Raw genomic sequence first — 12,002 nt, 5'->3', positions numbered from 1 at the left:
TCAGACGGCATTGGTGCTGGCTGACACGCCCTCTTCGCGAGCAGGCTCGCTCCCACAGGGGGAATGTGTTCTTTTGATGTGTATCAAGATCCGCAGATCTGCATAGCGGCACAATGCTGGCACCTTGCCAAAACTGTTTCCGCTATCAGAGAAGACCTCCATGGGTGCCTGGCTTAGCAATATCTCGCTGAAATACAAATTCTGGGCGGTCAATGCGGTCGCTTTCGTCACCACCCTGCTGCTGGTGCTGTACGCCGTGCAACTGGAACAGCAGGCGCGCAGCCACGCGGCGCAGGCATCCGCCCAGGCCCAGGCACAATTGCTCAAGGCCTGGCCGGCCGGGCAGGCATTGCCCAAGGCTGATCAGATTCTGACCTTCAAACGCGGGGAAGCGCCGCGCCTCAACGATCAGCCGGTGCTGGAGATCAGCGACAACAACGGCTGGAACGAAATCAATCACCTGCCATTGTTCGGCAATAACCCGTTAATGGGCGCCGAAGTATTCAGCCGTGCCGACGGCCAGCAGGTGGCAGTCATTGCCTATGGTCCAAGCCTGGCGCAAGTGTTCAGCGAACGTTTTGCCAACTACGCGGTGGCAGTGTTCATCCTGATGTTGGCCATGCTCGGCGCTTCGCAACTGCTGATCCGCTTCCTGCTCAGCCAACTCAACACATTGAAAGACGTGATGCTGCACGTCGAGAAAAGCGGTGACCTCTCGGCCCGTGTGCCGCTGGCGTGCAAGGACGAAGTCGGGCAGATGGCCAACGCGTTCAACGCGATGCAGGCCGGTTACCAACGGGTGGTCACCACCGTCGCCAACACCGCGCGGCAACTCGACGTCGGTGCCGCGCGTCTGGCGGCGAGCATGAACGAAGTGCGCCACGGCATGCTCGGTCAGCAAAGTGAAACCGATCAGGCCGCCACCGCAATCAACGAAATGACCGCCACGGTTTATCACATCGCCCAGCACGCCGGCGCCACCCGCGATCTGTCGCAGACCGCCGATGGTCTGGCCGGCAGCGGTCAACAAGTGGTCAGTCGCGTACAGCAGTCGATTGCCGGACTCTCCAGCGGCGTGCAGCAGACCGCCGAAATGATCCAGCGCCTGGCCGAGGACAGCCAGAAGATCAACGGCGTGGTCAGTGTGATTCACAGCATCGCCGAGCAAACCAACCTGCTGGCGCTGAACGCCGCCATCGAAGCAGCCCGTGCCGGCGAGATGGGCCGCGGTTTTGCGGTAGTCGCCGATGAGGTGCGCAACCTGGCGAAACGCGTGCAGACCTCCACCGATGAAATCACCACCATGGTCTCGGCGCTGCAGGCCGGCACCCGCGATGCGGTGGACTTCATGCAGGAGAGTTCGTACAAGGCCGACGACTGCGTGCAGCAGGCACAGGAGGCTGGCGAGGCGCTGGCGGAAATCACTGGCGCCGTGGCGCAGATGCGCGAGAGCAACACGCAGATTGCGGTGGCGGCCGAGCAGCAGAGCCAAGTGGCGGAAGAGATGAATCGGGCAGTGGTGAGCATTCGTGATGTGACTGAAAACACCGTGCAGCAGACTGTGGATTCGGCGACCACCAGTAATGAGTTGGCAACGTTGGCCGGGGAGCTCAACAAGGCAATCGGGCAGTTGAAACTCTGAAGATCAAAAGATCGCAGCCTTCGGCAGCTCCTACAGGTATACGCATTTCAATGTAGGAGCTGCCGAAGGCTGCGATCTTTTTTTGTTCACCATTACTATGATGCCAATAGCCAACCTTGATTCGCCGCCCCACCCGCCCCGGCCTATTCTTCAAGCATGTGTTCAACATGGATCGAGGAGTAGTCAACATGGGCAAACGTCACCCCAACCTTCCCGCGTGGCAATGGCGCGCGTACCCGAACAATCACCAGCACCCGACCAATCTGGTGTTGCACCTGATTGCCGTGCCGCTGTTCATCGTCGCGTTTCTGTTGATTGTGTCCGGAGTGTTCAGCCTGAGCCTGGCCAGTGTCGCCATCGGCGTAATCGGGATTGTCGCGGCGCTGGGTCTGCAGCGCCACGGCCACAGCCTGGAGGCGGAAGCCTCCGAGCCTTTCAGTGATCGCCAGGATGCCGTGTCGCGCTTGCTGGTCGAACAGTTCCTGACCTTTCCGCGGTTTTTTCTCAGCGGCGGCTGGTGGCGCGCCTGGCGGGAGCGCCATCGTCGGCACTGAGTGACTCAGGCAAAAATCGTCACGGTCTGCCGACTCATGGCGATCAACTCCCCCTCCGCGCTCCACAGCTTGGCGGCCACATGGCCGTAACCGTCGGCAGCGTACTCGATATCCGCCAGGTATTTGCACCAGTCCAGCGTGCTCAAGTCGCGTAGCGGCTGTACGAATTCGATGGTCCAGGTCAACGTGCTGCCCGGTGCCGGTTTCTTCAGATACGGCAACAGTGCCGGAGGCCAGGCATCCACCAGCGCTAGCAGATGCGCCTCATTGACCGGTTCTTCCTTGACGTCCCCACGCAAGCGCACCCAGCCGCCCATCTGCCGCGATTTATTGCCAGTGAATGGCATGCCGCCAACACTCCAGCGCATCGCCAAGTGACGCATGAACTCCGGGGTCACGCCCTTGATGTAGGGCAACTCCTGGCATTCGTCCCAGTGTTTCATTTCCACCGCCGGGTAGGCCTCGACCGCGACTTCCGAAGGCCGCGAAGCACCGAAGCTGCCCTGCACGATCGTCACCACCTGACCGTTCTGCATCGCACGTCCCAGCACCTGACTGACCGCTTTGCCTTCACGCAGCACATCGACTTCGAAACGCACCGGGACGTCCGGCTCCACCGGGCCGACAAAGGTGATCGCCAACGAACGCACCGGGCGCTCGGCCGGCACTTTCGCGCGCATGGTTTCGTATTGCAGCGCCGCGACCAGGCCGCCAAAACTGGCCCGGCCCTGACCCCACTCGGCGGGAATGGTCACTTCTGGCTGGCGACGAACCGCCTCGAGCAGATCGGAAAAGCGCATGACAACCTCGGCAAGCGAAAAAGGAATGCAGCGATCTTAACCAGCATGGCAGAGCGCCGCAGCGTCTATTCCGGTCAAATGGACTGACAGAAAGGCCTTACCCCGATTTCCCACTCAAAGAAAAGCCCCTGTAGGAGCTGCCGAAGGCTGCGATCTTTTGATTTTAAAAAACAAAGATCGCAGCCTTCGGCAACTCCTACAGGGGCCGGGTGATATCGAGGTTATTTGAAGCAGGCTGAACTGAGATTTTCCAGCACCCGATCCGCCTTGGCTTCAGCCTTGATCAGGCCCGCCTGCCAGGTCGCGACGCAGGGTTGCAGATCGCTTTCCTGCTCGGCCCGCGCCAGCCACTGCCAGCAATCGTGCCAGTCGCCCAGCGCGCCCTGCGCCGACTTCAGCCGCTCCAGCGCCGGCTCAGGCAGGCGATCGAGTTCCGGATAGGCTTCGATGCCATACCGCACGCGCTTGATCAGCAAGCGCAGACGATGCCGATCATGGGCCGGATCGTGCAGGGCCTCGTCGAGTTTTTTCCATTGTTTGTGCAGGCGTTTTTCGATGCGTTTGCCCAGCCCCTTGAGCAGCCCCTGACGCTCGGAGGCACGCAAAAATCGCGGGAAAGCGTCGAGGATGATCAGCAGCGAAGCCACTTCGGCGCTGGCTGCCAAGGCTGGATAAGCTTCGTCCATTTGCGCCATGCGCCGCTGCGCCGCTTGCGGTTGATCATGCTTGAGCAGGTACGCCGCCAGCACCTCGCGGTCACGCCACGGCGTGGTCAACTGCCCCACCGCGGATGCCGCCACTTCCAGTTGCTCGACACCGGGCAAGCCACGCAAGGGTCGCAACAGGCTGCGCAAGCGCCGTACCGTAGTGCGCAAGTCATGCAGCGCCTCGGGGTCGGTACGCGCGGTCAGGCGTGCCTGACAGGCCAGCAAACGCACTTCCAGACTCAGGACATGAGCCACCAACCGGTCAACCAACGCAGACATCACTTGCTCCTGATTCACATGGCTTGAAGGATGAGTCTGCCGTCAGAAGGCAGGCGCATCCTTGCGTCAAGTCAGCAGCTTAGCGTCCGGCGCGGGATTCGCGAATATAGAAACGGGCTTTCTCGGCCTTTTTGCTGCAGCCTTCGAAGCCTTCGAATTGCTGTTGAGTCTTGGCCGCCGTCAGCAATGACAGCGCCTTGGAGTAACTGACCGTGCCGGCAAAACCTTCGGCCTTGGCCAGGTCCAGTTCATGCCACGCCGCATCGAGCTGACTGCCACAGCTGTCACGATAAGCAGTCTTGCCAGCGCAACCGGCCAATGCCAGCGCAATCAACGGCACACAGATCCAGGCTTTCATCACTCACACCTCAAAATAGGTCAACAGTCGTGCAGGTAAGACGTTACGGCGCGGGAAAAGTGCCTTGGCGCCCCATGAATCTGCGGTGACCAAAGCATAGCGCCGAGTGATCACGCCGTAGCGAAAAACGACGCGCCTGCGGCCCCGAACGACCCTGACGATTGTCGCCCGCCCCCGGATGGGTGCATTGTGAAGCCTTGTCGGGGAGGAAGCTTGATGAAAAAGCGTGTCGCACTGGTGCTGGGCTCCGGTGGCGCCCGGGGTTACGCCCATATCGGAGTCATCGAAGAGATCGAAAGACGCGGTTACGACATTGCCTGCATTGCCGGTTGTTCGATGGGGGCGGTGGTCGGAGGAATCTATGCGGCGGGCAAACTCGATCAGTACCGCAACTGGATCGAAACCCTCGACTATCTGGACGTGCTGCGGCTGGTGGACGTGAGTTTTCGTCTCGGGGCCATTCGCGGCGAAAAGGTCTTCGGGCAAATCCGCAAGATCGTCGGCGAAATCAACATCGAAGACCTGCGAATCCCCTACACCGCGGTCGCCGCCGACCTGACCAACCAGCAGGAAATCTGGTTCCAGGAAGGCTGCCTGCATCAGGCGATGCGCGCCTCGGCGGCGATCCCCAGCCTGTTCACGCCGGTGATGCAGGGCAATCGGATGCTGGTGGACGGCGGCATTCTCAACCCGTTGCCGATTGTGCCGGTGGTGTCCAGCCACTGCGACCTGATCATCGCGGTCAACCTCAACGCCACCAACCAGCGTCACTACAAATTGCCGGTGATCCAGCGCCCGCCAGCCTTTCGTTCGCGCTTCGACAGCCTGCTCAGTTCGCTGGGTTCGAAGATGCCGTTCCGTCGCAAACAGGCCGAGCAATTGCTGCTGCTTGAACAGGAAGCCCTGCGTGCGGAGGCGGCGGACATCAACCCGTGGCTGGAAGGCAGCGAACCGGAAAGTCAGCAACCGGCAGCGGCCCCCGAGCGCGAAGGTGCGCCGAAATCCGCCACCGGTTCATTCATCATCGACAACGTCGGGCCGGCGTCACTGCTGGACTTGATCAACCAGAGTTTCGAGGTGATGCAGACCTCGTTGGCGCAATACAAGATCGCCGGCTATCCGCCGGACATCCTGATCAACGTGCCGAAGCGCGTGTGCCGGTTTTTCGAATTCTACAAAGCGCCGGAACTGATCGCGTTGGGGCGGGAGATTGCGCGGGATACGCTGGATCGGTATGAGAGTGAGCAGGGCTGAAATCCCGGCTGGCTGTCAGGGCCTCATCGCTGGCAAGCCAGCTCCCACAGGGTTCTAAGGTGTTATTGAGATTTGTGTAGCACACCGGCCACTGTGGGAGCGGGCTTGCCCGCGAAGAGGCCAGACCAGGCAATACAAAAACTACAGACTGTTGTCACTCAACAACCGATACCCAACCCCCGCCTCAGTCACGATAAACCGCGGCCGCGTCGGATCATCCGCCAGCTTCTGGCGCAAATGACCAACGACAATCCGCAGGTAATGACTGTCCTCGGTATGCGTCGGCCCCCAGATGTCCTTGAGCAATTGCTGTTGGGTGATCACCCTGCCCGGATGCCGTGCCAGTTGCGCCAGCACCGCGTATTCCTTGCGGGTCAGCGCCACTTCGGCGCCATCGAGCAACACCCGCCGATAGGCCAGATCCACGGTCAACGGGCCGAACGTCAGCGCCGCCTGTTGCGCCTCGCCAGCCGGCGCCTGACGCAACAACGCGCGGACCCGGGCGAGAAACTCCTGAATGCCGAACGGTTTGGTCACGTAGTCGTTGGCGCCGCCATCCAGCGCCTGGACTTTCTGCCCTTCGCTGGCCCGCACCGAAAGCACCAGCACCGGCGCGGTGGCCCACTCGCGAAACTCGCGCAGCACCTGCTGGCCGTCCATGTCCGGCAGGCCGAGGTCGAGCACCAGCAGGTCGGGCTTGTTCAGCGCCGCCTGCGCCAGGCCCTCGGCACCCGTGCCGGCCTCGAGCACTTTGTAGCCTTGTGAGGCGAGGCTGATGCGCAGGAATTTACGGATCTGCGGTTCGTCATCGATGACCAAAATGGTCGCGGTCTGGCTCATGAATTCACATCAACACAAAAGATTGGCAAGAGAGTAGCGCAGTCGCGATCAGGCTTCATTGTCCATCCCCGGTTGCGTCTGCAACGGCAGGTGCAGGGTGATGCTGGTGCCGCGGCCGTCGATGCCGTCGGCGACGCTGATTCGCCCGCCATGCGCACCGACCATGCCCTGGCAGATCGCTAGCCCCAGGCCGGTGCCCTGCCCGCCGCGATCACCACGGGCGGCGGTGTAGAACATGTCGAAAATCTTCGCCCGCTCGTCCTCGGGAATTCCCGGGCCTTCGTCGCTGACCGAGAAGAAAATCTCTTCGTCATTGGCGCCGGCACTCAGTTGCAAACGACCGTGTGGCGGCGAGAAGCGCGCAGCGTTTTCCAGCACATTGACCAGCGCCTGCTCGATCAGCGCGGCGTGCACGAACAGCAGCGGCAACTCGGCCGGCACATCGGTGCTGACCTGCAACGGCGCGAGCACTGCACGCAGGCGATTGAGCGAGCTGCCGACGATGTCCGCCGGCGCTACCCAGTCGCGCGCGAGCTTCAATGCACCGTGGCCGAGGCGGGTCATGTCCAGCAGGTTCTGGATGTAGCGGTCGAGGCGTTCGGCTTCATCGCGCGTGCCTTCGAGCAACTCGCGGCGATCCTCCAGTGGAATGGCTTCGCCGAGGGCCAGCAAGCTGTCGATGCTGCCGCGCATGGCGGTCAGCGGCGTGCGCAGATCATGCGATACCGAGGCCAGCAGCGCACTGCGCAATTGCTCGGTTTCGCCGTGCAGGCGCGCGGCTTCCAGATCGTCCGCCAGTTGCGCCCGGGCCAGCGCCTGCGCCAGCGGCTGACTCAACGCGGTGAGCAGGCGTCGACGCTGGCCGCTCAAGGTCTGGCCCTCTTTGGCGCAGACCCCGAGCAGCGCCAGCGGCCCGTCTTCCACCGACAGCGGCCACCACCACCAGCGACCGAACGGCAGCGTGCCGGTGCCCATGCCCGCCGGTTGATCGTGCTGCCAGGCCCAGTCGGCGGCAGCTCGTTCGGATTCGCTGAATTCCAGCGGTCCGCCGGTCTCGACTTTCCATCCGCCCTGGCCGTCGCGGTTGAGCAGGCACAATTGCAGATCACTCCAGCCATTGAGGTGCTGCGCGGCAGCGCTGATCACGGCCTGACGATCCGTCGCCGCCGTGAGTTTGCGCGACAGGTCAAGCAGCTCGGTGGTCTCTTCCTGCGTGTCGCGCAGCGCCTGCAACTGCCGTCGCTGACGCGCAGCGAGATTACCGGTGAGCGCCGCCATCAGCAGGAAGAACAGCAAGGTCAAAACGTCTTCTTCGCGCTGGATGGCGAAGGAAAAATTCGGCGGAATGAACAGAAAATCGTAGGTCAGAAACGACAGCGCCGCGCACGCCAGCGCCGGCCCCAGACTGCTGCGCACCGCCACCAGCAACACCGCCGCGAGAAACACCAGCGAGATGTTCGGCAGCGGCAAAATACTCGAGACCGCCCACGCCAGGGCACTGGCCAACACCGTGGCAACCAGCGCCAACAGATAGTCGAACCAGACCAGCGTCGGCGTCGCCCGCAGACGCGGCTGCGGGTGTTCATGGTCGTTATCGAGGACGTTGATTTCAAGGCCGTGGGCCTGGCGCAACAGACGCGCGGCGAGTCCACCACCGAACAGACGACGGCGCAGACTCGGCCGCGACTGGCCGACCAGCAGCAGACTCGCACGGCGTTCGGCGGCATGCTGGATCAGGGTTTTCGCCACTTCGCCGGCGCGCAACAACACCACTTCGCCGCCGAGGCGTTCGGCCAGTTGCTGGGCGTTTTGCAGGCGCAGGCGCGATTGCTCGTCGCGCACCGTGCCGTTGTCGACATGCACCAGACTCCACGGCAAATGCCGGCGCTGGGCCACGCGGCTGGCGTGACGCACCAGGCGTTCGGCATGCGCGTCGCCATCGACGCCGACCAGCAACCGCCCGCGCACCGCCGGAGCCGCCTGACCGAGTTGGCGATAGCCTTGCGCAAGATCGTTATCAACCTGCGCGGCCGCCGTTTGCATCGCCAGTTCACGCAACGCGGTGAGGTTGGTCTGGGTGAAAAACGCATCGATCGCCGCCCGCGCCTGTTCCGGCACGTAGACCTTGCCTTCACGCAGACGCTCCAGCAGCTCGCGCGGTGGCAGGTCGATCAGCAGCAGTTCGTAGGCTTCCTGCAGCACCCAGTCCGGCAGGGTTTCGCGCACCTGCACACCGGTGATGCCGCGCACCTGATCGTTGAGACTTTCCAAGTGCTGGACGTTGACCGTGGTGTAGACGTCGATGCCGGCGGCGAGCAGTTCCTGAATATCCTGCCAGCGCTTGGCGTGACGACTGCCCGGGGCGTTGGTGTGCGCCAGTTCGTCCACCAGTACCAGTTTCGGTTTAGCCGCAAGCAGACCGTCGAGGTCCATTTCTTCGAGCATCACGCCACGGTATTCCGAGCGCACCAACGGCTGCTGCGGCAAACCGCCGAGCAGCGCTTCAGTCTCCGCGCGGCCGTGGGTTTCGACGACGCCAGCGATGACTTTCACGCCCTGGCGCAATTGCGTGTGTGCGGCCTGGAGCATGGCGTAGGTTTTGCCGACGCCGGGGGCGGCGCCGAGGAAAATCTTCAGCCGACCACGGCCGTCGCGGGGCAGGTCTGCTAACAGCGCGTCGGCGCGGCCGGAGTCGCTCATGCTTGATCTCTTCAGTCAGATGTTTATGTGTTGCCAGTTGTGGCCTCTTCGCGAGCAAGCTCGCTCCCACAGGTTCAGTGTTGCTCTTGTGGGAGCGAGCCTGCTCGCGAATGGGGCGCCGCCGAATTACAGCTTTTCCAGCGCCATGTTCAATTCCAGCACATTCACCACCGGCGGCCCCACCAGTGGCTGTTCGATGTGCGCATCGAGCAGTTGCTGCAAGGTCGACACCGGCAGGTTGCGCGCTTGCGCGACACGCGCCAGTTGATAGGCAATTGCCGCCGGTGGCAAGTGCGGATCGAGGCCACTGCCGGAGGTGGTCAGCAGCGCCAAGGGCACTGGCCCCTGGCCGGGCACCTGCAACTTGTTGGCGTCGTCGATCACCCGCGTGGCCAGTGCCGGATTGCTCGGCGCCAGGTTGCTGGCACTGCTGGACACGGTCGCAAACGCGCCCGCCGAAGGACGCGGATGGAACCACGCATCACCGACGAAATCCTGGGCGATCAGCGACGAGCCGCGCACCTTGCCGTCGGCATCGTGCACCAGGCTGCCGTTGGCCTGTTCAGGGAAGGCGACCTGGGCGACGCCAGTCACCACCAGTGGATAGGCCACGCCGGTGACCAGGGTCATCAGCACCAGCAGGCTCAGGGCCGGACGTATCATTGTGGACATTGCAAAATCCTCGAATTCAGAAAGCGGATACCGCGTTAATTCAGGTGGACCGAGTCGATTTCATCGCCAGCAGGCTGACTCCCACAGGGGACCGCATTGCAACTGTGGGAGCGAGCCTGCTCGCGAATGGATCACACCAGATGTAGCGCCGTCAGCAGCATGTCGATCGCCTTGATCCCCACGAACGGCACCAGAATCCCGCCCAGTCCGTAGATCAGCAGATTGCGTCGCAGCAATGCCGCGGCGCTCGCCGCCTGCACGCGCACGCCACGCAGTGCCAGTGGAATCAGCACCACGATGATCAGGGCGTTGAACACGATGGCCGAGAGGATCGCGCTCTGCGGACTGGTCAAGTGCATGATGTTCAGCACGCCCAGTTGCGGATAAATCGCGGCGAACAGTGCCGGCAGAATCGCGAAGTATTTGGCCACGTCGTTGGCGATGGAAAACGTCGTCAGCGCGCCACGGGTCACCAGCAACTCCTTGCCGATCTGCACCACGTCCAGCAGCTTGGTCGGGTCGCTGTCGAGGTCGACCATGTTCGCCGCTTCGCGCGCGGCTTGTGTGCCGTCGTTCATCGCCATGCCGACGTCAGCCTGGGCCAGCGCCGGGGCGTCGTTGGCGCCGTCGCCGCACATGGCGACCAGACGGCCGTCGTTCTGCTCATGGCGGATACGCGCCAGTTTTTTCTCCGGGGTGGCTTCGGCGAGCACGTCATCGACGCCCGCTTCAGCCGCGATGGCCGCAGCGGTCAACGGGTTGTCACCGGTGACCATCACCGTGCGAATCCCCAGTTTGCGCAACTCGGCAAAACGCTCGCGAATGCCTGGCTTGACCACGTCCTTGAGGTGGATCGCACCCAGCAGCTTGCCGTCGGCGCAGACCAGCAACGGCGTGCCGCCACTCTGGGCGATCTTGTCGATTTCCCGCGACAGCGCCGGGGCCAGATCGGAGCGTTGTTGACCAAGGAACGCCAGCAGCGAATCCACGGCGCCCTTGCGGTATACGCGGCCCTGATAGTCGACACCGGACAGGCGGGTTTCCGCGCTGAACGGCACGGCAGTCAAGGTATCCAGTGCCGGCTCGGATTGCGGGTGCAGACCGCGCAGGTACTCGACGATGGATTTGCCTTCGGCGGTTTCGTCCGCCAGCGAGGCGAACAACGCACCTTCGGCCAACTCGCGACCACTCACGCCCGGCGCGGCATACACCGCGCTGCAACGACGGTTGCCGAAGGTGATGGTGCCGGTCTTGTCCAGCAGCAGCACGTGCACGTCACCGGCCGCTTCGACGGCGCGACCGGACTTGGCGATCACGTTCAGGCGTACCAGACGATCCATCCCGGCAATACCGATGGCCGACAACAGGCCTCCGATGGTGGTCGGAATCAGCGTGACCAGCAGCGCCACCAGAAACACCAGAGGCAGGTTGCCGTTGGCGAAGTGGGCGAACGGTTGCAGGGTCACCACCACCAGCAGGAAGATCAGGGTCAGGCCGATCAGCAGGATATCCAGCGCGACTTCGTTCGGGGTTTTCTGGCGTTTGGCACCTTCGACCAGTGCGATCATGCGGTCGAGGGTCGACTCACCGGGGTTGGCGGTGATCTTCACCAGCAACCAGTCGGACACCAGGCGCGTGTTGCCGGTGACCGCCGAGCGATCGCCGCCGGACTCGCGAATCACTGGCGCCGACTCACCGGTAATCGCCGCTTCATTGACCGCCGCGATCCCTTCGATGACTTCGCCGTCACCGGGGATCATCTCCCCCGCTTCGACGCGCACCACATCACCTTTGCGCAGGTTGGCGGCAGGCACTACCTGAAAGCTGCCATTGGCCAGTTTGCGCCGCGCGCTGAGGCCTTCGCTGCCGGCCTTGAGGCTGTCGGCGCGGGCCTTGCCGCGCCCCTCGGCCAAGGCTTCGGCGAAGTTGGCGAACAGCACCGTGAACCACAGCCACAGGGCAATCTGCGCGGCGACGAACGTTGGCACGACGTTGTCCGGGATGAAGCACAGCACGGTGGTGAAAATCGCCGTCAGCTCGACCACCAGCATCACTGGCGAACGCACCAGTTGGCGCGGGTCGAGCTTGACGAAAGCTTGCACCAGCGCCGGACGCCACAGGGCCGAGATCGCGGTTTTCGCTTGTTCCGGCGCCTTCACGGCGGCGGGTTTGATTGCGGGCATATTCATCATTGAC

The 12,002-nt window shown here is 62.9% G+C and carries 10 protein-coding genes; 3 read left to right on the top strand and 7 right to left on the bottom strand.

Annotation, left to right across the window (positions count from 1 at the left end; genetic code table 11):
- The first annotated feature begins 160 nt into the window (after positions 1 to 160).
- Both ACTJKS_RS01735 and ACTJKS_RS01730 read left to right on the top strand, forming a co-directional pair.
- Positions 161 to 1,642 carry a methyl-accepting chemotaxis protein gene (locus ACTJKS_RS01735; RefSeq protein ID WP_095668649.1) on the top strand — a complete coding sequence of 494 codons (1,482 nt, stop codon included), beginning with the start codon at positions 161 to 163 and terminating at the stop codon, positions 1,640 to 1,642.
- A 188-nt stretch (positions 1,643 to 1,830) separates the two neighbouring features.
- A complete protein-coding gene (locus tag ACTJKS_RS01730; RefSeq protein WP_108183415.1) occupies positions 1,831 to 2,196 on the top strand; it encodes an Mpo1-like protein in 366 nt (121 codons plus the stop codon).
- Positions 2,197 to 2,201: 5 nt separating this feature from the next.
- Here the strand turns inward: ACTJKS_RS01730 and ACTJKS_RS01725 are convergent, their stop codons facing one another.
- The 3 genes from ACTJKS_RS01725 to ACTJKS_RS01715 form a co-directional block, all read right to left on the bottom strand.
- Positions 2,202 to 2,996, bottom strand: coding sequence for an acyl-CoA thioesterase (locus tag ACTJKS_RS01725; protein ID WP_041069476.1), 795 nt, complete (start codon positions 2,994 to 2,996; stop codon positions 2,202 to 2,204).
- 221 nt (positions 2,997 to 3,217) lie between these two features.
- On the bottom strand, positions 3,218 to 3,982 hold the full coding sequence (locus ACTJKS_RS01720) for a CHAD domain-containing protein (protein WP_108183416.1): 765 nt from the start codon (positions 3,980 to 3,982) through the stop codon (positions 3,218 to 3,220).
- Between the two features lie 79 nt (positions 3,983 to 4,061).
- Positions 4,062 to 4,340, bottom strand: a complete 279-nt coding sequence (locus ACTJKS_RS01715; RefSeq protein WP_041069470.1) for a hypothetical protein — start codon at positions 4,338 to 4,340, stop codon at positions 4,062 to 4,064.
- 216 nt (positions 4,341 to 4,556) lie between these two features.
- On the opposite strand from ACTJKS_RS01715, the gene ACTJKS_RS01710 reads away from it, so the two are divergent.
- Entirely contained in the window at positions 4,557 to 5,594 is a 1,038-nt protein-coding gene (locus ACTJKS_RS01710) for a patatin-like phospholipase family protein (protein WP_047295500.1), read from the top strand.
- Positions 5,595 to 5,735: 141 nt separating this feature from the next.
- On the opposite strand, the gene ACTJKS_RS01705 is transcribed toward ACTJKS_RS01710, so the two are convergent.
- From ACTJKS_RS01705 to kdpB, 4 genes are all read right to left on the bottom strand, one after another.
- Positions 5,736 to 6,434 carry a response regulator gene (locus ACTJKS_RS01705; RefSeq protein ID WP_047295501.1) on the bottom strand — a complete coding sequence of 233 codons (699 nt, stop codon included), beginning with the start codon at positions 6,432 to 6,434 and terminating at the stop codon, positions 5,736 to 5,738.
- Between the two features lie 48 nt (positions 6,435 to 6,482).
- Positions 6,483 to 9,134: a sensor histidine kinase gene (locus ACTJKS_RS01700; protein ID WP_041069460.1), complete on the bottom strand. Its 2,652-nt coding sequence runs from the start codon at positions 9,132 to 9,134 to the stop codon at positions 6,483 to 6,485.
- A 126-nt stretch (positions 9,135 to 9,260) separates the two neighbouring features.
- Positions 9,261 to 9,806 (bottom strand): potassium-transporting ATPase subunit KdpC, encoded by a 546-nt coding sequence (gene kdpC, locus ACTJKS_RS01695; protein WP_108183417.1) that lies wholly within the window; start codon positions 9,804 to 9,806, stop codon positions 9,261 to 9,263.
- A gap of 131 nt (positions 9,807 to 9,937) precedes the next feature.
- Complete coding sequence (gene kdpB / locus ACTJKS_RS01690) at positions 9,938 to 11,995, bottom strand: potassium-transporting ATPase subunit KdpB (protein WP_108183418.1); 2,058 nt, start codon at positions 11,993 to 11,995, stop codon at positions 9,938 to 9,940.
- Positions 11,996 to 12,002: the final 7 nt, after the last annotated feature.

Source organism: Pseudomonas sp. 22189 (assembly GCF_052045635.1).
GTDB lineage: Bacteria > Pseudomonadota > Gammaproteobacteria > Pseudomonadales > Pseudomonadaceae > Aquipseudomonas > Aquipseudomonas parakoreensis.
Note: the sequence above shows the minus strand (reverse complement) of the source record. Positions and strands in the feature narration are given on the sequence as shown.